Consider the following 24,862-nt stretch of genomic DNA (forward strand, 5'->3'; position numbering starts at 1 on the left):
CGACCAGCCACGCCCCGCACCGGACACGACCGCCACCACACGCTGAGGAGCAAAGCTCAGACCCCGCAGCCGAACCAGCGCCGCGATGCGCGCAGGCGCAGCCGTGCACGCGGGCGCAGCCGTGCGCGCAGCCACCAGCCGCGGCCCGATCAGAACCGCCGGCCCACCGTCGCCCCGCACGACTGGCATCACGCCTCCGGAAGCAGCTGAGGAGCGGGGCTCAGACTGCGCAGCCGGACCAGCGCAGCCGTGCGGGCATGCGCGTAGACCCTCGTCGCAGCCAGCAGCCGCGACTCGTAGACGGCGGCCGTACCGTGCGCGTTGAGCTCGAAGGACAGCTGCTGCGGGTCGGTGTCCGGGCGCAGTTCGCCGAGCTCGACCGCCTCGGTGATCAGCCGCTCCAGCAGCACGTGCCAGCGCTCCAACGCCGCGGCCAGCCGCTCGTGCACGACGCCGGGCCGGGCCACGAACTCGAACTGGGCCAGGCAGAAGAAGCAGCCGCCGGGCAGCTCACCCGAGGCGATGTCGGCCAGCCGGTGCTCGTGCAGCGCCCACAGCCGCCGGATTCCCCGCGGCTCGTGCAGCGCCGGCCGCACGACGCGGTCGGTGAACCGGGCCTCGGCGTGCGCGGCCGCGGCCAGCTGCAGGTCCTCCTTGGTGCGCCAGTGCGCGAACAGGCCGGACTTGCTCACCCCGAGCCGCTCGGCCAACTGGTTGAACGACAGCCCGTCGAGGCCGGACTCGGTGGCCAGCACGACGGCGGCATCGAGTACGGCGTGGCGGGCCCGCTCTCCGCGGGCCAGGCGGCCGTCAATCACGCCCTGACGGTACCAACTAAACGTGCGATCGGTCGGTTGGTTTTATTGTGGGCAGCGTCACGCACACCCAGAGTCCTCCCTCCTCACGCGCCTCCGCTTGGACCGATCCGCCGTGCGCGACGGCGACCGACCGGACGATCGACAGCCCCAGCCCGGTGCCCTCGGCCGAATCGGTTCGGGAGCGCCGGCGGCGGAACGGCTCAAAGAGCCCTTCGATCTCGTACTGCTGGATCACGACCCCCGTGTTCTCCACCACGAGCCGCGCCCAGTCTTCGCTCTGCAGCGTCGCCACCCAGACCTTCCCGCCCGGGACGTTGTACTTGATCGCGTTGTCGACGAGGTTCTGCGCGATCCTCTCGAGCAGCACCGGGTCCCCGGCCACGGTCGCCGTCTGCAGGTCGGCGACGACGTCCTTGCCGGCCACCACGTGCCGGGCGACTGCCGCGAGGTCGACCGGATCGTGCACGGTGAGCGGCTGCTCGGAGGCGACGAGCGTGAGCAGCCCGTCGATGAGCCGCTCGTGACGCGCGTTGACCGTCAGCAGCGTCTCGCCGAGGAGGATCAGCTCGTGCGGCGGGTTGGGCCGGGCGAGGGCCACCTCGATGAGCGTCCGGTTGATCGCCAGCGGCGTCCGCAGCTCGTGCGAGGCGTTGGCGGCGAACCGGCGCTGCCCGTCGAACGCCTTGTCGAGCCGCTCCATCATCGTGTCGAAGGAGTCGGCGAGCTCCTTGATCTCGTCCTTCGGCCCGCCGAGCGCGATTCGCTCGTGCAGGCTGCCGCCGGCCACCCGCCGGGCCGTCTCGGTGATCTGCCCGACCGGGCGCAGCGCCCGCTCGGCCATCATCCAGCCGAATCCGACCCCGATCAGCGTCATCACGCCCAGCGCGATCGAGCCCTGGGTGATGACCGCGTTGAGGGTTTCCTGCTCGATCCGCTTCTGTCGCTCCTGCAACTGCTGGACGAGGTTGAGGAAGTTCTGCTGATCAGCGCCCAGCAGAGCCTTGGTTTCGGCCGGTAGGTCCGCGACGGAGGTCTGGCCGGAGTTGCGTTGCTGGATGTTCTGCTTGACGAGGATGTAGGTCAGGCCGAGCAGCAGCGTGCCGCCGGCCAGGAACAGTGCGCCGAACAGTGCGGTCAGGCGAACCCGGATACCCATACGCTTCATCGGATTCGGTACCCCACTCCGGCCATCGTCTCGATCACGGCCGGCTCGCCCAGCTTGCGGCGCAGCGACGCTATCGCCACCCGCACCACGGTGGTGAACGGGTCGGTGTGCTCGTCCCAGGCCCGCTCCAGCAGCTGCTCCGCCGAGATCCACGCACCCTCGGCCCGCAGCAGCTCCTCGAGCACCACGAACTCCTTGCGGCCCAGATTCACGTAGTGCCCGTCCCGGAAGACCTCCCGCCGGTTGGGGTCCAGCCGCAGGTCGCCGCGCTCCAGCACCAGCGGAGCGGCCGGACGGGCCCGGCGGGCCAGAGCGCGGACCCGGGCCACCAGCTCCGTGAACGCGAACGGCTTGCCCAGATAGTCGTCGGCGCCGAGCTCGAGCCCGGCGACCCGCTGGGCCACGGCGGACGACGCGGTCAGCATCAGGATCCGCGTATGAGGAAGGGCGGCGGTGACGTGCTTGCACACGTCGTCGCCGCCGACGACTGGCAGGTCGCGATCGAGGACCAGCACGTCGTACTCGTTCACGCCCAGCCGCTGCAGCGCACCGTCGCCGTCGTAGGCCACGTCGACCGCGAACGACTCACGGCGCAGCCCCTCGGCGACCGCGTCGGCGAGCAGCTGCTCGTCCTCGACCACCAGAACTCGCATGCGTCAATCGTGCCGTGTCCGATGTGAGCCGGGCGTTAGCGATTGCGCTAACGCCCGGCTAACGCCGGCCCGGTTTGACTGGCCGCCATGAGAAAGCTCGCGGTCATCCTCTCCTGCCTGTTGCTCTTCGGCTGCTCGTCCAAGCCGTCCGGACCGTCGATCGCCTCGGCCGACAACGGCAGCGCGAAGCCCTCGGTCTCGGCGACGATCGACAAGGCCGAGGCCAACCGCCAGTTCGCCAAGTGCATGCGGGAGCACGGTATCGACATGCCCGACCCCGGCCCCGACGGCAACATCCAGTTCGATGCGAACGCGGCCGGCGGGGATCGCAACAAAGCGGTAGCGGCCACGTCGGCATGCCAGCATTACCTGCCGAACGGCGGCACGCTCGAGAACCTCTCGCCCCAGCAGCTGGAGACTGCGCGCGCATTCGCCAAATGCATGCGCGAGCACGGTGTCGACATGCCCGACCCGGACCCGAACACCGGCATGTCGGCCATCCTGAACAGCGGCATCGACTTCAACTCGCCCACGTTCAAGGCCGCCACCGAAGCGTGCAAGAGCGTGGTCGGCCGGTGAGGCGCCTGCTCTGGGCCGGACTGGCGGTCGTGGTGTGCGGCGGCGCCTTCTGGGCCTACACCGGGTTCAACCGCAGCACGGCTCCGGCCGCCGACCCGCCGCCCCCGCACACGGCGACGATCGCCAAGGGGACGCTAACCGCGACCGAGCAGGTCGACGGCACCCTCGGCTTCGGCGACCCGGTGACGGTCAACGGCCGCCTGCCGGGCACGGTCACCGCACTGCCGGCCGAGGGGTCCACGATTCACCGGGGCGAGGTGATGTACCGCGCCGACGGCCGCCCGATCGTGCTCTTCTACGCCGCCGCCCCGTTCTACCGCGCGTTGCGGGCGGGCGACGAGGGTGAGGACGTGCGGGCGTTCGAGGCCAACCTCGCCGCGCTGGGATACCGGGGCTTCACCGCCGACGACTCCTACACGGGCGCCACCGCCGACGCCGTGCGCGACTGGCAGGAAGCGCTCGGCCTGCCCGAGACCGGGACCATCGAGCTCGGGCGGGTCGTCGTCGCGCCCGATGCGGTGCGTGTGGGCGAGGTCAAGGCGCACCTCGGCGACAGCGCGACCGGCCCGATCCTGCAGTGGACCGGCTCGACCCGGCTGGTCACCGTCCAGCTCGACGTGACCGAGCAGCGGCTCGCCGCGGTCGGGGCCGAAGCCACCGTGAAGCTGCCGGACGACAGTGAGGTACCGGGGAAGATTTCGGCTATTGGAGCGGTGGCAACGGCAACCGTCCAGAACAATCAGACGAAGGTCACCGTCGACGTCACTGTCACTGTCGCCGACCAGGGAAGGCTCGGCACGTATGACGCGGCGCCGGTCCGGGTCACGCTGGTGTCGGAGCAGCGCAAGGACGTGCTGACCGTGCCGGTGAACGCGTTGGTGGCGCTGGCGGAGGGCGGATACGGCCTGCAGATCGTCACCGACGGCGCCACGCGCACGGTGGCGGTGAAGACCGGGCTGTTCGCCTCCGGCCGTGTCGAGGTGTCCGGCCCCGACCTGGCGGCGGGCCTGACCGTCGGAGTCGCCGGATGATCGCGCTGCAGAACGTCCGGAAGGTGTACTCCGGGCCGGTCGTCGCGCTCGACGACGTCTCCCTGACCATCGCGGCCGGCTCGCTGGTCGCCATCGTCGGCCCGTCCGGTTCGGGCAAGTCGACGCTGCTGCATCTGATCGGCGCGCTGGACGTACCGACAAGTGGCACCGTCTCGATCGACGGCCGCGACGTCGCCGGGCTCTCGGATGCGGGCCTCTCCCGCCTGCGGGCCACGACGATCGGCTTCGTGTTCCAGCAGTTCCACCTCTCGCCCGGGATGTCGGCCCTGGACAACGTGGCCGACGGGCTGCTCTATGCGGGCGTGGGGCTGGCCGAGCGGCGCCGTCTCGGGAAGGCGGCCCTGGAGCGCGTCGGCCTCGGGCACCGGCTGACGCACCGGCCGCACCAACTCTCGGGCGGCGAGCGGCAGCGGGTGGCCATCGCCCGGGCGGTGCTCGGCGACCCGCCCCTGATCCTGGCCGATGAGCCGACAGGCAACCTCGACAGCGCATCCGGGGCCGCCGTCATGAGCCTGTTGCACGATCTCCACGGCGCGGGCACCACCGTCGTGGTGATCACGCACGACCGGGACATCGCGGCCTCGCTGCCGCGGCAGATCACGATGCTCGACGGGCGGCTGACATGAAGTTCTCGGACGTCTGGCGCCTCGGCGGGATCGGCCTGCGCACGCGGCCCCTGCGGGTGGTGCTCTCCGCACTGGGCATCGCCATCGGCATCGCGGCCATGGTGGCGGTCGTCGGCATCTCGGCCTCCTCCCGGGCCGAGGTGGACCGCCGCCTGGCCGCACTCGGCACCAACCTGCTCACCGCAGGGCCCGGCAAGTCGTTCTTCGGCGACGCCTCCCACCTGCCCGAGGACGCCGAGGCCATGGTGGCGCGCATCGGGCCGGTCACCGGGGTATCGGCGACGGGCCGGGTGGCCTCGGCGCACGTGTATCGCAGCGACCGCATCCCGTCCACGGAGTCCGGCGGCATCGCGGTGCTCGCGGCCCGGAGCACGCTGCCGGCGACCGTCGGGGCGACAATCCACTCCGGCACCTGGCTGGCCGCGCCGACCTACCCGACCGTCGTGCTCGGCGCGCGGGCGGCCGGAATTCTGGGCCTCACCGACGGCCTGGGCCTGAACGTGTGGCTCGGCGGGCACTGGTTCACGGTGGTGGGGATCCTGGATCCGGTACCGCTCGCCCCCGAACTGGACTCGGCGGTCCTCATCGGCTGGCCGGTCGCCGCGTCGGTGCTGGGCTTCGACGGGTACGCGACGACTATCTACAGCCGCATCCGGGACGACGCCGTGGAGTCGGTGGCCGGGGTCCTGGCCGCGACCGCCAACCCCGAGGCGCCCAACGAGGTGCAGGTCTCCCGGCCGTCGGATGCGCTCGCGGCGAAGGCGGCGGCGGACCAGGCGTACACCGGGCTGCTCCTGGGCCTGGGCGCCGTCGCGCTGCTGGTCGGCGGGGTCGGGGTCGCGAACACGATGGTCATCTCCGTCCTGGAGCGCCGCCCCGAGATCGGCCTGCGCCGGGCCCTGGGTGCGACCCGTTCCCACGTCCGCCTGCAGTTCCTCGCGGAGTCGCTGCTCCTGGCCGGCCTCGGCGGCGCGGCAGGCGTGCTGCTGGGCTTCCTGGTGACGTCGCTCTACGCCGCCGCCCGCTCCTGGCCGGCAGTGCTGCCGCTGTGGGCCCTGGCCGGCGCCTTCCTGGCCACGCTGGCGATCGGCGCGATAGCCGGCCTGTACCCGGCCATGCGCGCCGCCCGGATGTCCCCGACCGCGGCCCTCAGCTGATGGCCGCCGCAGCTGACGGCCGCCAGCAGCGCGACTTCACCCACCTCGCACGACCACCGACCCGTAGGGCAACCTCGGCCACTCGCCGCGGGCCGCCAGCCCGACCTGGCCACGCGGACCCGCTCGCGGGGACTACTCGCCCCGCACCCGGCCGCCTGGGCTGCGAGTCTGCATGCGGCCATGTGGACCGCTGGGCGTACCTGGGTGCGGGCGCGGGCCGGAAGTCGTTGGGCGGGGTGGTCAGCTGATGATCGTCTTCAGGGCCACCTCGACCATCTGGCTGAAGGTCTGCTCGCGCTCCTGGGCGGTGGTCCGCTCGCCGGTCTTGATGTGGTCGGACACCGTGAGCAGTGTCAACGCGCGCGCTCCGAAGCGGGCCGCGATGGTGTAGAGCGCCGCGGACTCCATCTCCACGGCGAGCACGCCGTAGTCGGCCAGCCGGTCGTAGAGGTCGGGGCGGTCCGTGTAGAACGCGTCGGCGGCCAGAATCGGCCCGACCCGCATCTCGATGCCCTTCTCCGCGGCCACGTCAACCGCCGTCCGCAGGAGCCCGAAGTCGGCCACGGGCGCGTAGTCGATCAGCCCGTCGAAGCGCACGCGGTTCATGTTCGAGTCCGTACTCGAACCGATCGCCGCCACGACGTCGCGCAGCTTCAGCTCGTCGCGGATCGCGCCGCAGCTGCCGACCCGGATGAGCGCCTTGACCCCGTAGTCGTTGATCAGCTCGTGCGCGTAAATGCTGGCCGACGGCATCCCCATGCCGGAGCCCTGCACCGACACCGCGACACCCTCGTACGTGCCGGTGAACCCGAGCATGTTGCGGACGGTGGAGTAGCAGTAGGAGTCCTTGAGGTATGTCTCGGCGATCCACTTCGCCCGGAGGGGGTCTCCGGGCAGCAGGACCCGCTCAGCAATCTGCCCGGCCTCAGCGCCGATGTGCGTGCTCATACAGAAGATCCTGCCAAACGGCGAGCCCCTGTGCGGACGCCCGGTGGCAGTCAGGTAACCTCTTCGGCGGTGGCGTGTCCGAGTGGCCTAAGGAGCACGCCTCGAAAGCGTGTGAGGGTGCAAGCCCTCCCGGGGTTCGAATCCCCGCGCCACCGCACTTTGGCCAGCGAGAACGCCCGGGCGTCCGAGCAGGACGAAACCGGGCGTTCGTCGTTTATGTCCGCTTTCCCCAGCACGGTGGCGCTCAGCGTCCGGTTGGGCTGACGCGGCAACGCCCGGCCCCCGCGTCGCTGGGGTCGGGCGTCGGCTCGCGGGCGTCAACGGGTGGGCTCGAGGGTGGCGCGCAGGGACGGGCGCAGGAGCGTTGTGGCCAGGGCCAGCAGGACCAGGCCCTGGGCGGACTGTTCGAGGCGGAACCACAGCGGGAACGGGCTGTCCGGGAGCAGGGCCAGGGCGGCGATGCCGAGGGAGCCGGCGATCGAGACCCACAGCAGCCGGCGGTACGCGCCGCGGTGGCCCCGGCGTAGCTGGGCGGCCCAGCGCAGGCTCAGGAAGGACAGGGCGAGGATGCCCGCGGCGCGGATCCAGACGACGCCGTTCACCGCGGGCGGGTCGACGGCGTAGAGGAGGGCACAGGCGGTCAGGAGGGCGGCGGAGAGGGCGGTGAACAGCTGCATGAGGCGGAGCGGCGTGGAAGTCATGCCATAGACGCTATGGAGCACGGGGGTCCGCCAGTATCCGTCTGGGCCCAGCATCGGGTGGGGCCAGGCCCACCTTCGGCTAGCGTGGGGGCATGCCGTCAGCGCGTGATCCGATTGCCGACCTGCGGCGCATTGCGTTCCTGCTCGAGCGGGCCCACGAGAAGACCTATCGGGTGCGGGCGTTCCGGGGTGCGGCGGCGACGCTCGGGAAGCTGGCCGAGGGGGAGCTGGCCACGCGGGCGCAGGCGGGGACGCTCACTGACATCCAGGGGATCGGGGACGTGACCGCGCGGTGCGTGGTCGAGTCGCTCAACGGGGAGGAGCCCGTCTACCTGCGGCGGCTCGAGGCGACGGCGGGGCAGGACCTGGACGCCGAGACGGCGGGGCTGCTGCACCGGCTGCGCGGGGACTGCCACTCGCACTCCGACTGGAGCGACGGCGGGTCGCCGATCGACGAGATGGCGATGGCCGCCGCGCAGATCGGGCACGAGTACCTCGTGCTCACCGACCACTCGCCGCGGCTCACCGTGGCCCGGGGGCTCAGTGCCGAGCGGCTCGAGGAGCAGCTCGGCGTGGTCGCCGACGTCAACGCCGGGTTCCGGCAGCTCGGCATGTCGTTCCGGCTGCTGACCGGCATCGAGGTCGACATTCTCGCCGACGGGTCGCTGGATCAGACCGACGAGCTGCTCGACCGGCTCGACGTCGTTGTCGCGTCCGTGCACAGCAACCTCAAGGACGAGCCCGAGGTGATGACCCGGCGGATGGTGAACGCCCTGGCCAACCCCCGGATGGACATCCTCGGGCACTGCACCGGGCGGCTCATCACGGGCGGGCGGGGGACGCGGGCCGAGTCACGGTTCGACGCCGAGGCGGTGTTCGCGGCCGCGGTCGAGCACGACAAGGCGATCGAGATCAACTCGCGGCCGGAGCGGCTGGACCCGCCGAAGCGGCTGCTACGCGTTGCTCTTGAGGCGGGGTGCCGGTTCACCATCGACACCGACGCGCACGCTCCCGGGCAGCTCGACTGGCTCGCCAACGGGTGTGCCCGGGCCATCGCCTGCGGCGTCCCGGCCGACCGGATCCTCAACACCCTGCCCGCCGACGACCTGCTGGCCTGGGCGGCGTCGCACAAATAGGCCCTGTGAGATGCCGACGCCGCCGAGCACGATCAGGCCGCCGACCGGCTGGTGCCAGGTCAGGTGCTCGCCGAGGAAGAGTACGCCGGCGATGGCGGCCACGAACGGCGGGAAGTACGTGACCATCGAGCCCGTCGTCACCCCGGCGGTCTGCACCACGTGGAAGTTGAGAGCGAACGCGAGGCCGGTGCCGAGCACGCCCAGCGCCAGGATCGCGATCCACACGCGCGGGCTCATGCCACCCAGAGCGGCGGGACGCCCGGCGATCAGCGGGGCGGCGATGACCAGGTGCAGCGTCGACATCAGCAGCTGGCCGGCCGAGAGCTGGAACGCGGAGATCTCGAAGTGCTGCAGGAGCCACCGCGTGTAGTTGAACGCGATCCCGTAGCAGGTGACCGCCGCGAGCAGCATGAGCTGGCCGGTCAACGACGCTCCACCCACTCCCTCCCATACGCCGAGCACGACGAGTACCCCCAAAAAGCCTGTCAGCAGTCCCCAGATCTGGCGTCGGGCCGGGCGCTGCAAGCGAACGGCGACAAGCGTGACAAGCAGCGTCGTGAGCGGCGCGGTGCCGTTCCAGATGCCGGCCAGCACCGACGGCACCCGCTGCTCGGCGTAACCGAACAGGACGAACGGGACGGTGGACGCGAAGATCGCGAACACGAACAGGTGCATCCAGAGGCGCAGACCGCGGGCCGGTGGCAGCCGGCGAACGGCGAGGAAGAGCACGAGCGTGAGTGCGCCGAGGGCGATGCGGTACAGCGCGATGTACGCCGGGGCGAGGTCCGTCAGCGCATCCTTGATGAACATGAAGCTCGTGCCCCAGATCAGGGCGACGGCGGCGAAAGCGGGTAACCAGCGCTTCACGTCAGGAGCGGGGCTCGTCATGGGCCTTACTGTGCACCCGGCCGGGGCCGGTTGTCGCGCGGGATTCGGACGTCGGAAGGGTGGCCGGGCCACGCGTTTGCAATTGGCCTTCGGCGGTACCGCACCGATCCGGTTCGTACCGTAGGGTCGGCGCGTGGGTTCTATCGATGACATCGCCAACAGGTATGTCGAGCAGTGGGCGCCCCTCGACCCGATCGGGGCGACATTCGTCGGCGTGGCCGGCCACGACCACGAGATGAGCGATCTGTCGCCCGACGGGTTCGCGGCGCTCGCCGACCTCGACCGGGCCACGCTCGCCGCGCTCGCCGCCGAGACACCGGGCAGCGAGACCGAGCGCGTGGCCAAGGAGGCCATGCAGGAGCGGCTCGGGCTGGCCCTGGAGCGCTACGAGGCCGGTGACCTCACCAGCGACGTCAACGTGATCTCGAGTGCGCTGCACGGGGTGCGCAGCTCGTTCGACCTGATGCCGACGACCGGCGACGAGGCGGCACTCAACATCCTCAAGCGTTTGGCGGCTGTACCGCTGGCGCTCGCCCAATGGCGCGAAACACTCATGCACGAGGCCCAGCGCGGCCACGTCGCCCCGGCCCGGCAGATCATCGAGGTCGCCAAGCAGTGCGAGGTGTGGGCCGACCTCGAAGGGGACAACTTCTACCCGGACCTGGCCGCGCGGATCGGCACCGAGAACCCGGCGCTCGCGGCCGAGCTCGCCGTCAACGCCGAGGCCGCCCGGGCCGCGACCGTGGAGACCGGCGAGTTCCTGCGCCGCGACCTCGCGCCGCTGGGCCGGCCGAAGGAGGCCGCGGGCCGGGAGCGTTACCAGCTCGCCTCCCGCTACTTCCTGGGCGCGACGGTGGACCTCGACGAGGCCTACGCCTGGGGCTTCGACGAGCTGGCCCGCCTCGAGTCGGAGATGCGAACCGTCGCCGACAAGATCGTGCCGGGCGGCTCGGTCGACGAGGCGGTCGCCGCGCTCGACAGCGACCCGGCCCGGGTGATCCGGGGCAAGGAGGCGTTCCGGGACTGGATGCAGCAGCTCGCCGACGCCACCGTGCGCGAGCTCAACGGCCGCCACTTCGACATCCCGGAGCAGGTGCAGCCGATCGAGTGCATGCTCGCCCCGACCTCGGACGGCGGCATCTACTACACGGGCCCGAGCGAGGACTTCACCCGCCCCGGCCGCATGTGGTGGGCCGTCCCGCAGGGCGTCGACAGCTTCTCGACCTGGCGTGAGGTCACAACCGTCTACCACGAGGGTGTACCCGGCCATCACCTGCAGATCGCCCAGACGTACGTCCGCGCCGAGCTGCTCAACCGCTGGCGCCGGGTGCTCGCCTGGTCGTCCGGGCACGGCGAGGGCTGGGCGCTCTACGCGGAGCGGCTGATGGACGAGCTCGGCTACCTCGCCGACCCCGGCGACAAGCTCGGCATGCTCGACGGCCAGGCGTTCCGGGCCACCCGGGTCATCGTCGACATCGGCATGCACCTGGAGCTGGAGATCCCGCGCGACAACCCGTTCGGCTTCGCGCCCGGCCAGCGGTGGACGCCGGAGCTGGGCTGGGAGTTCCTGCGCGCGCACTGCCGCGTGGAGGAGAAGAGCCTGCGCTTCGAGCTCAACCGCTACCTCGGCTGGCCCGGCCAGGCCCCCTCCTACAAGCTCGGCGAGCGCGCCTGGCTGGCCGCCCGGGCCGACGCCCAGGCCCGCAAGGGCGCGGCGTTCGACCTGAGGTCCTTCCACCGCGACGCGCTCAACCTGGGCTCGCTGGGCCTCGACCCGCTCCGGGCGGCCCTGGCCCGCATCTAGGAGGCTCGGGCGTATCCCAGGAGCAGCGCGTCCTTGAGGGCGGCGGGCTCCTGGGACTCGCCGAGCTTCTGCATCGTCGCGTCATAGATCGTCGTCAGGCCGTTGCCGTGCACGAGCACGAGCCCTCCAGCCGTGAAGCACACGCTCGACTCCTGGCTGACGACGGCTTTGCCGGTTGTCGTGTCCACGATCGCAAACGTCGAGAGTGCCCGGCTCGGGTCGGTGCCGGACCAGCCCACCGTGATGTACCGCCCGTCCGCCGAGACCCCGCGAGCCCCCCAGCCGTCATGGTGCTCGGCCTCCGCGGCCGGGGGCTTGTACGTGTAGACCCGCTTCTGCTGCCCGTTTGTCACCAGGCGCTGGCTGCCGACCTGCTTGGCCGTCCACTTGCCGTCGGCCGAGGCGGCGTCGAACTGCTCGCCGGCGGGCAGCTTGGTCTTGCTGCCGGCCGGGATGTTCGCCATGAACGCCCCGCCGTCCTTGCTGCTGAAGTACAGCTGGTCGTCGCCCTTCCACCGCAGTGCGCCGGCCCCGAGGCAGACGGCGCCGGCGCTGAGGGTCTGCACGTTCTTGCCGTCGACGCCGGCCACCTTGAGCGTGCCGCTGAAGCTGTCGCCGCTGCCCTCGGCCCAGGCGATCCGCTTGCCGCCCGGCGAGACGGTGAGGGTCTGCGAGACGCAGCGGGCCTCGTCGTTCTCGTCGATGGGAATGCGCGCCGTGACCGTGTCCCGGCCCTTGCTGTAGGCATGGACCTCGCCGCCCCGCAGATACCAGCGCGTGCCCGCCTCCACGTCGGCCACCTGGTAGCGGGCGGCGGCCGTGGAGCGGTCCTCACTCGGCGCCGTCTGTGCGGCGCTCGTTGTCGTCGTCGACGCCGAGTCGGCCGGCAGCGGCGCCGTGGCCTCGGGCGGGCGCAGCGCATAGACGATGCCTGCCGCCCCCGCCAGCACAACCAGCACGGCCGCCCCCGTCGCCAACGCGGCCCGCCGGTTGCGCATCTTCCGCGACGTCTGCCGCGCCCGAGCGGTCAGATCCACGTTGACCACCTCGTCGGCCAGGTCCGCCAGGTCGTACCGCAGCCGGTTCATCGAACTGCCCCTTCCAGGCGGTAGATCTCGCGGAGCTTGGCCAGAGCCTTGGACGTCTGGCTCTTGACGGTCCCGACACTGACGCCGAGCAGGTGGGCGGCCTCGGTTTCGGTGCAGTCCTCGAAGTACCGCAGCACCAGCACTGCCCGTTGTTTTGCCGACAGCTTCAGCAGCGCCGCCCGCAGCACCATCCGGACGGCGGACTGGTCCGCGTGATCGACCCCTCCGCGCGGCTCGGGCAGCTCACCGGGCATGGCCTCCGCCCGGTGCCGACGCCACCAGGACACCTGGAGGTGATACATGGTTCTGCGGGTGTACGCCTCCACGTTGCCCCGGTCGCGCAGCCGTCCCCAGGCCCGATGCGTCCGCGCCAGCGCCGACTGCACCAGATCCTCGGCGAGGTGCTGGTCTCCGGTCAGCAGGTACGCGGATCGCAGGAGTGCGGCGCTACGAGATCGCACGAACGAGTCGAACTCATCCATGTGGGGTTGGTCCTCGGGGGTAGGCGGTGCGTGCGCGAACAGACGCACACCAAGACGCGATTCGCGGCCGGACCGTTGCCGCCGTTGCCGAGAAATTTTCGGCCGAGTGCCGCAGGCGCGCAGCCGGGCCCGGTCGCGTGGACCGGACCCGGCTGCGGGGTGGCTATCTGGCGTACTGGATGTCCAGGTCCGGGGCGGTCAGGACGTTCGACTGGACGTAGACCAGCTCGATCTCGCACTTCGTGTAGAAGCCCGGTAGCGGGATCGGGGGCGGCGGGAACGACGGCGTGAAGGTGAGGGGGATCAGGCCGAGGACGTTCGCGGAGAACTTCGACGTGTAGAACTTCACGTCACCCTCCACCGTCAGCTTGGAACTCCTCGTGATGAGGAGCTTCGGGCCACCCGGGGTGTCGAGCTGAAACGGCGTGGAGATCGAGTTCTTCATCGAGAAGGCCAGGACCTTCACCGTCGTGCCGTCCTTGCGGGGCAGGTCGGCCACGCCGTCGTAGGTCAGGGAGTCCATCGTCATCACGTCGGCCCGCAGGATCGAGGGCTGGTTGGCGACGTGGGGCTGGCCGGCGGCCAGCTTGGCCTTCTTGTCGTTCGGGGTCGGGGAGGCGCTGGTCAGGCCGCAGGCCGGGGTCGACGACGGCTTGCCCGACGCCGGCGCCTTGGTGGTGGCCGGCGCGGCGGTGGTGGCGGCCGGGGGTGGGGGTGTGGACGAGCTCGACGGGGCGGCCGCGGTGGTCGCCTTCTTGTCGCCACCGGTGAAGAGGTCGTGCAGCCAGTCCAGGATGCCGGGCTTCTCCTCCGCGGTGGCGGTCGGCGTCGGGCTGGGGGGCGGTGAGGCCGGCGGCGGGGCGGGCTGGGTCTTCGTGGCCGGCGGCGACGCCGGGGACGCCGGGCGGGCCGACGACGAGGACGGGCAGGTCGCCGGGGCGGCGTAGGCCTCGCCGCCCCGGTTGGACAGCGTGGCGAAGACGGACAGGGCCAGGAACAGGGCCATCAGGAGCGGGCCCAAGTGACGGCGCTTCGGCAGGTCACCTGGGCCAGACAGTGGGGGGAGCTGCTCATCGGCGCTTCCAGCACCGGTCCCCTCGTGGTGGGCGTGCAGCGGGCTTACCTGGTTCGTCGGTATCTCGTCGCGCAGCACGCCCGACGGCGGGCGGTCGTAGTCCGCGGCCGGCGAGGCGTCAGCGGTGGTGGAGGACCAGTACGAGGAGGTCATCATGTCGTCGAGAGGGGCGTCCTCGTAGTACGTGTCCTCCGCCGCGGCGGGCGGCTCGGCGACCGCCGGCTCGGCCTCGGCGGGCGGCGGGGACCAGGCGACCGCGAGGCCGCCACCCACCAGGCCCAGGACCGTGCCGAGGAAGAAGCCGCCGAGGTTGAGACCGATCAGGGAGTACAGCGCCGTGACCGTGCCGAGAATGCCGTAGAACAGCCGCTGCGACGGGCTCACCCAGGTCAGGGCCCCGCACAGCAGCATGATGAGCGGCAGGACGTAGGACAGGAAGCCGGTCGGTCCGAAGTGGACCTCCAGGGCCAGCTTCAGATTGCCGCTGAGAAAGAGCTCCAGACCCGACAGGATCAGGAACAACCCGCCCCAGAATGGCCGCTGGGCGCGCCATCCGCCAAAGGTCACCGGGTCCTCCAAGAACAGGGGCCCGCGGGTGTTACCCCGCGGGCCCGGAAAACGCTTGTTAGAAGCACTCTTCGGCGTTCGGCCCCGTCGAGAGGCTCAGGTCGAGGCCGGTCAGCTTGAACGTGCCGGCGGTGGTGGACCAGGCGACCTGCTTGAGGCCGGTGATGACGACGCCGTCGGCCTGCTGGGCGAAGCTGCCCTGGAGGCCCTTGGCGTTCACGCCGCCCTTGCTGAGGTCGGACGCGTCGATGCCGATCTGGATGTTGTCGAACGTGGCGTCGCCCTTGAGCGACGTCAGGTCGATCAGCAGGTCGGTCGCCTCGGCCGGGGCCTTCGGGTCCTTACCGGCGTGGATCACCATCGTGACCGGCAGGTTCGGGACCTTCACCGACTGGCAGAGGTTGAAGAGCTTGGCCTTGGCGATGCCGGAGACGGCCACCGCGTGGTTCTTCGGGTCGGCCGGGTTGCGCGGGTCACCGCCCTTTTCCGTGGCGAAGCCGCCGTACTGGACGAAGCCGGTGCCCTCGAGGCGGTCGGCGGACACCTTGAACTGGCTGCCGGAGACGTTGAACGACGCGGCGATCGCGCCCGTCGCCTGGCCGAAGACGATGGCGCCGGCGATGAAGCTGGCCGGCACGACGACGGTCGCGAAGCGCTTCCACCGTGTGCCGCCCTTCACCGTGCTGCCCTGAGCTACGGTCACGTAGGGCTCCCTTTGGTCGCGGGGTTGCCTCGGCGGTGCCGGTCTCTGGTGCTGCCGGGGGGTGTCCAGGGCCGGGCGAGGCGTGCGGAAGATGTTGCCCCGTCCCCCTCAGGTGGACAAGGGCACTCGTTACTGGCCGGTAACTGGCCGGGGCCCAATTTCCCTACGGTGCGTGACGAATCTCCGGATCGACCGCCGGGCAAAGCCTTCAAAGCGGACACCAGATAACTGTGATCACTACCACACGTAGCAATATCACGGTCTTATAACGAAAAACTCCGGAGGTTCTTTTCTACCCGACCCGTCGACCTTACGAAGATCGTCGATCGGACGAGTTGCACCGCCCAGTAATACGTGCCGGTAGATGTTGACACTTCTCGTTGGAACATGAGTGGATGTGTTGGTCCGTGGGGGTCCATGTGCCCTCACGGATCGGCTACGGCCGCCACCGTTGCCTCGAGGAGATTGCATGCGTCTCTCCAGACGGGTCGCGCTCGCGCTCGCCCCGATCGTCGCCACCACCGGCCTGCTCGTCGCCTCCGCCCAGCCGGCCAGCGCCTGGACCCCCAAAACCCCGCCGATGACCACGCCGTGGACCAACTCGGTGTCCACGACCAACCCGCTGCCGGAGTACCCGCGTCCGCAGCTGACCCGGGCCGACTGGCAGAACCTGAACGGAATCTGGGACTTCGCCACCACCGGCAGCGGGCAGACGACCCCGCCGGGCTCGTTCGGCGAGCAGATCCGCGTCCCGTATCCGGTCGAGTCGGCGCTCTCCGGCGTCCAGCGGAAGATCACCGAGAACGACCGGATGTGGTACCGCCGCACCTTCACCGTCCCCGCCGGCTGGAGCGGCCGCCGGGTGCAGCTCAACTTCGGCGCCGTCGACTGGCAGACGACTGTCTGGGTCAACGGCACCCAGGCGGGCGCGGTGCACAGCGGTGGCTACGACGCCTTCACCTACGACATCACCTCCCTGCTCAACGGCGGGACGAACACGATAGTCGTCGGCGTCTACGACCCCACCGACGCCGGCAGTCAGGCCGTGGGCAAGCAGCGGCGCAACGACGTCCTGCCGCACGCCGGCGGCGGCATCTTCTACACCGGCGCCTCCGGCATCTGGCAGACGGTGTGGCTGGAGCCGACGCCGACCGCCCGGATCACCCGGGTCGACCTGGTGCCGGACCTCGCCGGCAACACGCTGTCAGTGAACGCGCTCGGCGCCGGCCTGTCCGGCCAGACCGTGACCGCTACCGTCTCCACGGGCGGCACGACCGTCGGCACCGCCAGCGGCAGCGCCGGGGCCGCGTTCAGCGTGCCGGTGCCCAACGCGCACCGGTGGACCCCGAACGACCCCTTCCTCTACGACGTGAAGGTCGAGCTCAAGAGCGGCTCGACGGTCGTGGACTCGGTCGGCAGCTACGCCGGCATGCGCTCGATCGCGATCGGGAGCGTCAACGGCAAGCTGCGCATCCTGCTCAACGGTCAGTTCGTGTTCCAGAGCGGCACCCTCGACCAGGGCTACTGGCCCGACGGCATCTACACCGCGCCGACCGACGCCGCACTGCGCTCCGACCTGCAGGCCCACAAGGACCTCGGCTTCAACATGGTGCGCAAGCACATCAAGGTCGAGCCGCAGCGCTGGTTCTACGCCGCCGACCAGCTCGGCCTGCTGGTGTGGCAGGACATGCCGGCCATGCCGACGGGCAAGGACCCGAGCGCGGCCGCGCGCACCCAGTGGGAGGCCGAGTACGACCGGATCATCGACCAGCACCGCAGCTCCCCCTCGCTCGTCATGTGGGTCGACGAGAACGAGGGCTGGGGCCAGTACGACCAGGCCCGCATCGCGAGCCACGTCAAGGCGTACGACCCGTCCCGCCTCGTCGACAACATGAGCGGCATCAACTGCTGCGGCTCGGTCGACGGCGGCAACGGCGACGTGCTCGACAACCACATCTACGTCGGCCCGGGCGCGACCCGCTCGTCCGGCACCCGGGCCGCGGTCCTCGGCGAGTTCGGCGGCCTCGGCCAGCGGGTCGCCGGCCACGAGTGGTCGCCCGGCAACGGCTTCTCCTACGAGGACCAGCCGAGCACGGCCCGGCTCAACGATCGGCTGAACGGGCTCTACGAGCAGATCCGCACCGGCGGGATGCCCCAGGGACTCTCCGCCTCGGTGTACACCGAGATCACCGACGTGGAGAACGAGGTGAACGGCCTGCTCACCTATGACCGGCAGGTCGTGAAGGTGGACGCGGCCCGGCTCCGGGCGAGCAATCAGGCGCTCATCAACGCCTCGTCCAGCCCGGTCGGCACGGCCACGCTGCAAACGGGCGTCTACAAGTCGCTGCGGGCGACGACCGCCTGCTGCACGACCCGCTACGCGCGGCATCGGGACAGCCTCGGGTACACCGACGTCGTCGACGCCAACAGCACGGCCCTGCTGAAGCAGGACGCCACCTGGCGGGTCGTGCCGGGCCTGGCCGACTCGTCGTGCTACTCGTTCGAGTCGCGCAACTACCCGGGCCGATACCTGCGGCACCAGGCGTTCCGCGTGCGTTTGGACACCAACGACAACTCCTCCCTGTTCAAGGCCGACGCGACCTTCTGCGCGCAGCAGGGCAACGGCGGCGTGCGGCTGACGGCCTGGAACTTCCCCGGGCAGTACCTGCGGCACTACAGCGCCGAGCTCTGGCTGGCGACACCCGGCGGCCCATCGGCCTACGACGGTGCCGGGCTCTTCGTGGAGGACACCACGTGGAGCGTCGACGCCCCTTGGGCTCCATGACCGGCCCCATAACTGGATAGTGCGTGGCCGGCTCCGTTTCGTGCAGCGGAGCCGGCCACTTTCTTGCAACCGGGCTCCACCCGGCCCGAACGAAGGCGGGGGCCGGCCGCGCCGATCTAGGCGGCACCGGAACCCCCCGTTAGGAGCACGGATGCGCCTTCTCAAATCGGCCCTCGGCCTCGCCCTTGCCGCGACCGGCGGCACTGTCGCCGCCGCGCAGCCCGCACTTGCCGACACCGCCGGCCTCCCCCACGCCGTCGGCGGCTTCGCGGCCCCCACGACCCGGGTGAACGCCAAGACCCCGAGCATGCGCGCGATGGACGTGCTCCCGGACAGCGCCTCGCTCGTGACAAACCTGCCCCCGGTCGGTGACCAGGGGCAGATCTCCTCATGCGTCGCGTGGACGATCGCGCACTCGATCATGGGGTACTACGCCAAGCGCGACGGCGGCACGGGCGCCCCCTACGCCCCGCTGTACCTCTACATGCGCTCGGTCGCGAAGGGCGGCGCCCCGAACGCCGGCCTCAACCCGGCCGCGACGCTGCAGGAGGCGACCGCGAACGGCGTCGACACCCAGGACGACTACATCCAGGGCATCTACGGCTACCAGACCGCCCCGACCGCGGCCGAGATCGCCAACGCGGCGAACTACAAGCTTTCCGGCTGGACCACGCTGTGGACCGGCGACAGGCAGGGCGACAAGGCCAAGACCGCGATCAAGACCGCCATCGCCGCCGGCTCACCGGTCGCGATCGGCATGCCGGTCTTCAAGGACTTCATGTACCTCAGGGGCGACACGCTGTACAACACGATCACCGGCTCCAGCCTCGGCGGCCACATGATCACGGCGTACGCGTACGACGCCGACGGCATCTGGATCCGCAACCAGTGGGGCACCGGCTGGGGTGCGAGCGGCGACGCCCACCTGTCGTGGTCGTTCGTCACGACCGACGTCCAGGCGGCCTACACCGTCGGCGGCGTGAAGACCCCGGAGAAGGCGGTCGTCCCGGCCCCGGCCGTCACCTCGCTGTCGGTCGTGCGCGGCCCGGTCGCCGGCGGCACCCAGGTCGTGGTGAACGGGGCCAACCTCGCCTCCGCCACCGCCGTCACGTTCGGCGGCGTGGCCGCCAAGTTCACCAAGGCCGAGGCGAACGGCGTCACCACGCTCACCGCCACCGCGCCCGCCCACACCAAGGGCATCGTCGACGTGACGGTCACCAACGCGACGGGGACCAGCGCGCTCAACGCCCTGGCGAAGTACACGTATGTTCCGGCCGCTCCGGCGGTCACGAAGCTGTCGGCCTCCTCGTCCTCGACCGCGGGCGGCGACGTCATCACCGTCACCGGCACCGACTTCACCGAGGCCAGTGTCGTGAAGCTGGGCGCGGCCGCCGTGGCCGGCTTCAAGGTCGTCGCGCCGACCACGCTCACCTTCCCGGTCCCGGCCGGGCTGGCCGCGGGTGGCTACGACGTCACCGTCACCACGCCCTACGGCACCAGCACCGCCGTCCCGGCCGGCCGTCTCACGCTCGTCGCCCCGCCGGCACCGACCGTCAGCGCGCTCAGCGTCAACAGCGGCTCGACGATCGCGCCCACCACCGTCACGGTCACCGGCACCGGCTTCGGCTCGCTGAAGGCCGTCACCGCCGGCGGCGTGGCCGTGCCCTTCACCAGGCTCTCCGACACGCAGCTCACGGTGACGATGCCGATCCACGCGGCCGGCAAGGTCACGCTCAAGCTGACGAACGCGGGCGGTTCGTTCGAGGCCAACGCGCTGCCCTTCACCTACGTCGCCCCGGCCGTACCCACCGTGGCCACGCTGTCGCCGAACGCGGGCGGCACCAAGATTTCCACCACCGTCACGCTCACCGGCGCCAACCTCGGCGGCGCGACAAAGGTGACGGTCAACGGCGCCGTCGTGTCCTTCACGAAGATCTCCGACACCCAGCTGAAGATCGTCCTCCCGCCGCACGCGGCCGGCGCGGCGACCGTGCAGGTGACGACGCCGGGCGGCACGAGTGCCGCCGCGGCCGCGGCCACCTTCACCTACAAGGTCTGACCCTCTGCTCACCCGCCCCGTCCCCCATTGCGGGGGACGGGGCGTTTTCCATTGCATCCCCCGGACGGGGCAGCGGCGTCATACCAGTGGCGGTTAGCTTCTATGCCGGGGGTTGCGGATGCGACGGATCTTGCTTGTGCTGGCGGCGCTCGGCCTTCTGGCCGGGTGTACCGAGGCGGCCTCGAACGATCCACCACCCGGCCTCGCCGACCGCGGCACGCAGGTCACGACGGCCAAGCCGAAGCGCCAGGACCTCACCAACAGGGTCAGCCTGAGCGGCAAGGTCACCCTCAACCCGACGTTCGGGCTCGTCGCCCCGATCGACGGCGAGGTCCGCTACCTGGACGTCAAATCCGCGTCCGGCACGCCGACCAAGCCGACAAAGGTCGCCAACATCTGGGTCAGCGGCAAGGCCACCCCGGTCGAGGTCCCGGCCGGTGCGGTGTTCGCGGGCCGCCTGGTCGACGACCGCTCCAAGGTCACCGCCGGGATGCCGATCGTCTCGGCCCGCCAGACCGGCTACGGCATCGTCGCCGACATCGACGGCACCCAGGCTTACCAGGTCTCCGACCAGCTGCAGTCGGTCCAGGCCCAGATCAAGAGCGGACCCGGACCCTTCCCTTGTACTGTCCTGGGCACGCTTGCCGCGCTTCCCAGCGGGACGATCCCCGAGCCGAAGGCCCCAGCCGTGAACCCGTCGAGCAGCGCGCCCCCGGTCGCGCAGCCGACGCAGGGGCAGCCCCAGCAGCCGTCGGAGGCGACCGGGATGCGCCTGGTGTGCGTGGGCCCGGCCGACGCCAAGCTCATCAACGGCGCCGCCGCCACCGTCGAGATCATCACCGCCAAGGTCACCGGTGCGCTCGTCCTGCCGGTCGAGGCGGTCGCCGGCTCGCAGGGCAAGGGCAAGGTCGAGGTGATCAAGGACGACCAGACCCGGGAGATCCGCGACGTCGTGCTCGGCCTGACCGACGGCAAGGTCATCGAGATCAAGTCGGGCCTCACCGAGGCCGAGACGGTGGCGATACCCGGGCCGAGCATCCCGGACGCCAAGGGCGGCGGCCAGCAGCCGGGGATGGGCAAATGACCGACGCTCCCCTCACGCCCGCGCCGATCATCGCGCTGAGCGGGATCACCAAGACGCTCAAGGGCCAGAAGCAGCCGCGCACGATCCTCGACGGCGTCGACCTGACCGTCGGCGAGGGCGAGAGCGTGGCAATCCTCGGCCGCTCGGGGTCGGGCAAGAGCACCCTCCTGAGCCTCATCGGGCTCTTCGACCGACCGGACGCGGGGACCTACGTCATGGACGGCCGCGACCTGGCCCGCATCTCCGAGCGCCGGGCCGCCCGCCTGCGCAGCGCCGAGTTCGGGTTCGTCTTCCAGCGTTTCTTCCTGCTCAAGCACCTCACGGCGGCCCAGAACGTGGCGATGGCGCTCGTCAACGGCCAGGGCTGGCTGCCGCGGCGCAAGCGGCGGGCCCGGACCCTGGAGGCCCTCGATCAGGTCGGCATCGCGCACCTGGCCAAGAGCCGCCCGGCCCGCCTCTCCGGCGGCGAGCAGCAGCGGGTCGCCATCGCCCGGGCCCTCGTCCGCGGCCCCCGGATGCTGCTGGCCGACGAGCCGACAGGCGCGCTCGACACCGAGACCGGCAACCTGGTCATCGAGGTCATGCGGGCCGCCACCGACCGCGGCTGCGGGCTCATCCTGGTGACCCACGACCAGGCCCACGCGGCCAAGATGCAGCGCGTCCTGCGCCTCGAGGACGGCGTGCTGAAACCGGCGGCTCCAAACCCGGCGGTGGTACCGGCATGATGCGCCTCTCGGGCCGGCTCCGCTCGGCGCTCATCATCGGCTTCCAGGGCATCCGCGCCCGCAAGATGCGCACGTTCCTGTCGATGATCTCCCTGTTCCTGGGCGTCCTGGCCGTCGTCACCGTCCAGGCGTCGGCCGTGACCGTGCGCACCCTGCGCCTGGCCGACATCGAGCTCCAGGCGGGCCGCGACGGCACCCGCACGATGTTCGTCCCGCCGGTCGGCGACTCGGCCAAAATCACCGCCGACACGATCAAGGGCAAGCCGGGCGTGGCCGCCTCCTACTCCCTGCAGGCGATCATCGGCGAGCCCAAGGTCCGCCCGATCAACCCGGGCGCCCAGCCGTTCGAGCACCTCGACGAGGCCGCCTACGGCCCCGAGGGGTACGACGGCCCCCGCTTCGCCATGAGCTGCGACGAGTCGGGCAACTGCCGCCCCATCGCCATCCAGGGCGCGGGCACTCCCGCCCCCAAGGGCGCCGCGATCGAGGTGAGCCTGGTCGCCATGATCAATGACATCCGCGACTTCCGGCCCTTCCGCCCGGTCGCCGGCGCCTGGCTGAGCTTCGACGGCGAGCCCTCGTACTCCCCCCGGCTGGTCATCAACAAGGCGGCCGCGGTGGGCTTCTCGAAGTACAGCATCCCGGCGGAGATGCGCCTGGACGACGCCATCGCCAACCCCACGCCCCGCATCATCGGCGTGGTCGACGACGGCAACTCCCAGCCGACCGCCTACGCCCGCGCCGACGAGATCGACAACTGGCTGAAGCCGCCGGAGCCGGTCGACAACCCCCAGCCCGGCGCCGCCCCCGACGCCAAGGCCATGAACGCGGTCTCCGGCAGCGGCCTCCAGGTCGACTTCGCCCCCGGCCACGCCGACCTGGAGGCCCTCCTCACCCGCAAACTCCTGGCCGCCGGCGTGCCGCGCGAGACCCTGAACATCAACACGGTCGACGTCCGCAAGCACATCGAGAAGGAACTGGCCATCCTCAACTACGTCTTCCTGGGCATGGCCGGCCTGGTACTCCTGATCGGCGTGGCCGGCATCCTGAACGTGGGCCTGGCCACGGTGGGCGAGCGGGTGGAGGAGTTCGCCCTGCGCCGAGCCGTGGGCACCCCAAGGGTCCTCCTGGCCGGCATAGTCCTGGCCGAAACCCTGCTGACAGGCCTGCTCACCTCAGCCGCCGCCATCGGCGCCGCAGTGGCCGGCCTGAACCTGGCCCGCCGCGTCCTGGGCGGTCAGATCATCCAGCTCCAGGAGATGACCTTCCCCTGGGAGGCCGGCGTAGCCGGCGTAATCGCCGGCCTGGTAGCCGGCCTGCTGGGCGGCCTGATCCCAGCCATACGAGCCGCCCGAATCCCAATAGCCACCGTAATGCGCGCCTGACTCACGCCCCTTTCTTGCCCGCGGAGGCCGGCAAACCCGAACAGCCGCCGGCCTCCACGGGCCACCTCCACCGCGCCGTCAACTCCCCGGCCCGCACGCAGATCCACGACGGCCCGCCGCCCGACCGCACCGCGCCCACCGGCAAGACCTGAGCGGCCGCGGCAGCCACTGACCGCCGCCGCCGACAACCAATACGCCGCACAACACCACCACCGCGCACACCCAACACCGCCGCCGACGCCCCCGCACGCCGCCGCGCACACCCGACACCGCACGACACCACCGCCGCCCACGCACGCCGCCGCGCACGTTACTGGCCAGCGCCGTCGACACCAATACGCCGCACAACACCACCGCCGCGCACACCCGGCGACCCCACCAAAGCCCTCGGCGCCCTCTCCGAAGACATCGCCGCCGCGCACGCAACCCCCACCGACCGACGCCGTCGACTGCCAATACGCCGCACAACACCACCGCCGCGCATACCCGACGCCACCGTCGAAGCCGCATGACGCCACCGACGCGCACGCACGCCGCCGCTGCGCACGCACGCCGCCGCCGCCGCTGCGCACGCACGCCGCCGCCGCGCACGCCACTGGCCGGCGCCGTCGACTGCCAATCGGCGCACGACACTACCGCCACGCACATCCGACGCCGCCGCGGACGGAAGCCGACGTGCACGGCGCCGCCTACGCGCACGCTGTGGACCGGACGGGTCTGCTTCCGGATTCGAGGTGCTTCAGGCCGGGGTCACGGGGCTCGCCGGGTCAGCCCCCATTCGTACGCGACCACCACCAGCTGAGCGCGATCGTGCACGCCGAGCTTGGTCATGGCCCGGTTGACGTGGGTCTTGGCGGTGTGCGGGCTGACGAAGAGCAGCGCCGCGATCTCCTCGTTGGACATCCCGGTGGCGACCAGCCCGACGACCTCGCGCTCGCGTTCGGTGAGCAGGCCGATGAGCCGCACATCGCCCCGCAGCACCGCCCCCGAACGCCCACCCCCACCCTGCCCCGAGCCGATGACCGCTCCCCCACCACCCGGACCCGCACCGGCACCGGCACCGGCACCGATGGAGTCGACCCGAGCGGTGGTGGAGGATCCGGCCGCCGTAACGGCTCCCCGAGCGGCGGCAGTGGCTCCGCCGGCGCGAACGCCGGACCCAGCGGCGGTGGCCGCAGCTCCTGGGTTGGCTACAGCTCCAGGTAAGCCCGTGGCTCCAGGCAAGCCCGTGGCTCCAGGCATGGCACTGGCTCCAAGCGCGGCGGTGGCCCCAAGCGGCACCGTAGCTCCCGGCAAGCCAGTAGCTCCCGGCGCGGCAGTGGTTCGAGACGCGGCAGTGGTTCCAGGCGCGGCGGTGTCGGGTGCGGAGGTGGTGGTGGCTA

21 protein-coding genes, 1 tRNA gene and 2 pseudogenes are annotated in these 24,862 nt (G+C 71.1%); 13 read left to right on the forward strand and 11 right to left on the reverse strand.

What is annotated here, in order from left to right; all coding sequences use genetic code 11:
- Positions 1 to 188 precede the first annotated feature (188 nt).
- Genes Dvina_RS50890 through Dvina_RS50900 form a run of 3 tightly spaced genes read right to left on the reverse strand, consistent with a single transcriptional unit; the run spans position 189 to position 2,636 of the window.
- Complete coding sequence (locus Dvina_RS50890) at positions 189 to 818, reverse strand: TetR/AcrR family transcriptional regulator (protein ID WP_223099356.1); 630 nt, start codon at positions 816 to 818, stop codon at positions 189 to 191.
- A 16-nt stretch (positions 819 to 834) separates the two neighbouring features.
- Complete coding sequence (locus tag Dvina_RS50895; RefSeq protein ID WP_343217101.1) at positions 835 to 1,974, reverse strand: sensor histidine kinase; 1,140 nt, start codon at positions 1,972 to 1,974, stop codon at positions 835 to 837.
- 5 nt (positions 1,975 to 1,979) lie between these two features.
- Positions 1,980 to 2,636 (reverse strand): response regulator transcription factor, encoded by a 657-nt coding sequence (locus Dvina_RS50900; protein WP_223099358.1) that lies wholly within the window; start codon positions 2,634 to 2,636, stop codon positions 1,980 to 1,982.
- Positions 2,637 to 2,723: 87 nt separating this feature from the next.
- Between Dvina_RS50900 and Dvina_RS50905 the strand changes: the two genes are divergently transcribed.
- The 4 genes from Dvina_RS50905 to Dvina_RS50920 are packed head-to-tail and all read left to right on the forward strand — an operon-like array spanning position 2,724 to position 6,050.
- Positions 2,724 to 3,215, forward strand: a complete 492-nt coding sequence (locus tag Dvina_RS50905) for a hypothetical protein (RefSeq protein ID WP_223099360.1) — start codon at positions 2,724 to 2,726, stop codon at positions 3,213 to 3,215.
- The gene (locus Dvina_RS50910) at positions 3,212 to 4,246 is read left to right on the forward strand and encodes a peptidoglycan-binding protein (RefSeq protein ID WP_223099362.1); all 1,035 of its coding nucleotides are present in this window, start codon (positions 3,212 to 3,214) and stop codon (positions 4,244 to 4,246) included. The genes Dvina_RS50905 and Dvina_RS50910 overlap by 4 nt, the downstream gene beginning before the upstream one ends.
- On the forward strand, positions 4,243 to 4,893 hold the full coding sequence (locus tag Dvina_RS50915; RefSeq protein WP_223099364.1) for an ABC transporter ATP-binding protein: 651 nt from the start codon (positions 4,243 to 4,245) through the stop codon (positions 4,891 to 4,893). Before Dvina_RS50910 ends, Dvina_RS50915 begins: the two co-directional genes overlap by 4 nt.
- Positions 4,890 to 6,050: an ABC transporter permease gene (locus Dvina_RS50920; protein ID WP_223099365.1), complete on the forward strand. Its 1,161-nt coding sequence runs from the start codon at positions 4,890 to 4,892 to the stop codon at positions 6,048 to 6,050. Before Dvina_RS50915 ends, Dvina_RS50920 begins: the two co-directional genes overlap by 4 nt.
- A gap of 240 nt (positions 6,051 to 6,290) precedes the next feature.
- Here Dvina_RS50920 and deoD read toward each other — a convergent pair whose 3' ends face one another.
- Positions 6,291 to 6,998: a purine-nucleoside phosphorylase gene (deoD, locus tag Dvina_RS50925; RefSeq protein WP_223099366.1), complete on the reverse strand. Its 708-nt coding sequence runs from the start codon at positions 6,996 to 6,998 to the stop codon at positions 6,291 to 6,293.
- 68 nt (positions 6,999 to 7,066) lie between these two features.
- Between deoD and Dvina_RS50930 the strand changes: the two genes are divergently transcribed.
- Positions 7,067 to 7,153: transfer RNA gene (locus Dvina_RS50930), tRNA-Ser, on the forward strand.
- Between the two features lie 162 nt (positions 7,154 to 7,315).
- Here Dvina_RS50930 and Dvina_RS50935 read toward each other — a convergent pair.
- Entirely contained in the window at positions 7,316 to 7,699 is a 384-nt protein-coding gene (locus tag Dvina_RS50935) for a hypothetical protein (RefSeq protein WP_223099368.1), read from the reverse strand.
- A gap of 92 nt (positions 7,700 to 7,791) precedes the next feature.
- On the opposite strand from Dvina_RS50935, the gene Dvina_RS50940 reads away from it, so the two are divergent.
- Positions 7,792 to 8,835 (forward strand): PHP domain-containing protein, encoded by a 1,044-nt coding sequence (locus Dvina_RS50940; protein WP_223099370.1) that lies wholly within the window; start codon positions 7,792 to 7,794, stop codon positions 8,833 to 8,835.
- Between the two features lie 72 nt (positions 8,836 to 8,907).
- Here Dvina_RS50940 and Dvina_RS50945 read toward each other — a convergent pair.
- A pseudogene (locus Dvina_RS50945) lies at positions 8,908 to 9,876 on the reverse strand (DMT family transporter); the annotation flags it as partial.
- On the opposite strand from Dvina_RS50945, the gene Dvina_RS50950 reads away from it, so the two are divergent.
- Positions 9,857 to 11,527, forward strand: a complete 1,671-nt coding sequence (locus Dvina_RS50950) for a DUF885 domain-containing protein (protein WP_223099372.1) — start codon at positions 9,857 to 9,859, stop codon at positions 11,525 to 11,527. The pseudogene Dvina_RS50945 and the gene Dvina_RS50950 overlap by 20 nt on opposite strands.
- Here Dvina_RS50950 and Dvina_RS50955 read toward each other — a convergent pair.
- From Dvina_RS50955 to Dvina_RS50970, 4 genes are all read right to left on the reverse strand, one after another.
- Positions 11,524 to 12,615: a TolB-like translocation protein gene (locus Dvina_RS50955; protein ID WP_223099374.1), complete on the reverse strand. Its 1,092-nt coding sequence runs from the start codon at positions 12,613 to 12,615 to the stop codon at positions 11,524 to 11,526. The genes Dvina_RS50950 and Dvina_RS50955 overlap by 4 nt on opposite strands.
- Entirely contained in the window at positions 12,612 to 13,097 is a 486-nt protein-coding gene (locus Dvina_RS50960; RefSeq protein ID WP_223099376.1) for a SigE family RNA polymerase sigma factor, read from the reverse strand. The genes Dvina_RS50955 and Dvina_RS50960 overlap by 4 nt, the downstream gene beginning before the upstream one ends.
- Before the next feature lie 163 nt (positions 13,098 to 13,260).
- Entirely contained in the window at positions 13,261 to 14,739 is a 1,479-nt protein-coding gene (locus Dvina_RS50965) for a DUF6114 domain-containing protein (protein WP_223099378.1), read from the reverse strand.
- Between the two features lie 58 nt (positions 14,740 to 14,797).
- On the reverse strand, positions 14,798 to 15,442 hold the full coding sequence (locus Dvina_RS50970) for a DUF6230 family protein (protein ID WP_246655855.1): 645 nt from the start codon (positions 15,440 to 15,442) through the stop codon (positions 14,798 to 14,800).
- Between the two features lie 469 nt (positions 15,443 to 15,911).
- Here Dvina_RS50970 and Dvina_RS50975 point away from each other — a divergent pair, with 469 nt between their 5' ends.
- From Dvina_RS50975 to Dvina_RS51000, 6 genes are all read left to right on the forward strand, one after another.
- Positions 15,912 to 18,227 carry an AbfB domain-containing protein gene (locus tag Dvina_RS50975; protein ID WP_223099381.1) on the forward strand — a complete coding sequence of 772 codons (2,316 nt, stop codon included), beginning with the start codon at positions 15,912 to 15,914 and terminating at the stop codon, positions 18,225 to 18,227.
- A gap of 151 nt (positions 18,228 to 18,378) precedes the next feature.
- Positions 18,379 to 20,286 (forward strand): IPT/TIG domain-containing protein, encoded by a 1,908-nt coding sequence (locus Dvina_RS50980; protein ID WP_223099382.1) that lies wholly within the window; start codon positions 18,379 to 18,381, stop codon positions 20,284 to 20,286.
- Positions 20,287 to 20,404: 118 nt separating this feature from the next.
- A complete protein-coding gene (locus Dvina_RS50985) occupies positions 20,405 to 21,370 on the forward strand; it encodes an efflux RND transporter periplasmic adaptor subunit (protein WP_223099383.1) in 966 nt (321 codons plus the stop codon).
- Positions 21,367 to 22,095 carry an ABC transporter ATP-binding protein gene (locus Dvina_RS50990; RefSeq protein ID WP_223099384.1) on the forward strand — a complete coding sequence of 243 codons (729 nt, stop codon included), beginning with the start codon at positions 21,367 to 21,369 and terminating at the stop codon, positions 22,093 to 22,095. The genes Dvina_RS50985 and Dvina_RS50990 overlap by 4 nt, the downstream gene beginning before the upstream one ends.
- Entirely contained in the window at positions 22,092 to 23,480 is a 1,389-nt protein-coding gene (locus Dvina_RS50995; protein WP_223099385.1) for an ABC transporter permease, read from the forward strand. The genes Dvina_RS50990 and Dvina_RS50995 overlap by 4 nt, the downstream gene beginning before the upstream one ends.
- 14 nt (positions 23,481 to 23,494) lie before the next feature.
- Positions 23,495 to 23,632: a hypothetical protein gene (locus tag Dvina_RS51000; RefSeq protein WP_223099386.1), complete on the forward strand. Its 138-nt coding sequence runs from the start codon at positions 23,495 to 23,497 to the stop codon at positions 23,630 to 23,632.
- A 598-nt stretch (positions 23,633 to 24,230) separates the two neighbouring features.
- On the opposite strand, the pseudogene Dvina_RS55000 reads toward Dvina_RS51000, so the two are convergent.
- Positions 24,231 to 24,431 (reverse strand): annotated as a pseudogene (locus tag Dvina_RS55000) (response regulator transcription factor); the annotation flags it as partial.
- Positions 24,432 to 24,862: the final 431 nt, after the last annotated feature.

This window comes from Dactylosporangium vinaceum (assembly GCF_019904175.1).
Classification (GTDB): Bacteria; Actinomycetota; Actinomycetes; order Mycobacteriales; family Micromonosporaceae; genus Dactylosporangium; species Dactylosporangium vinaceum.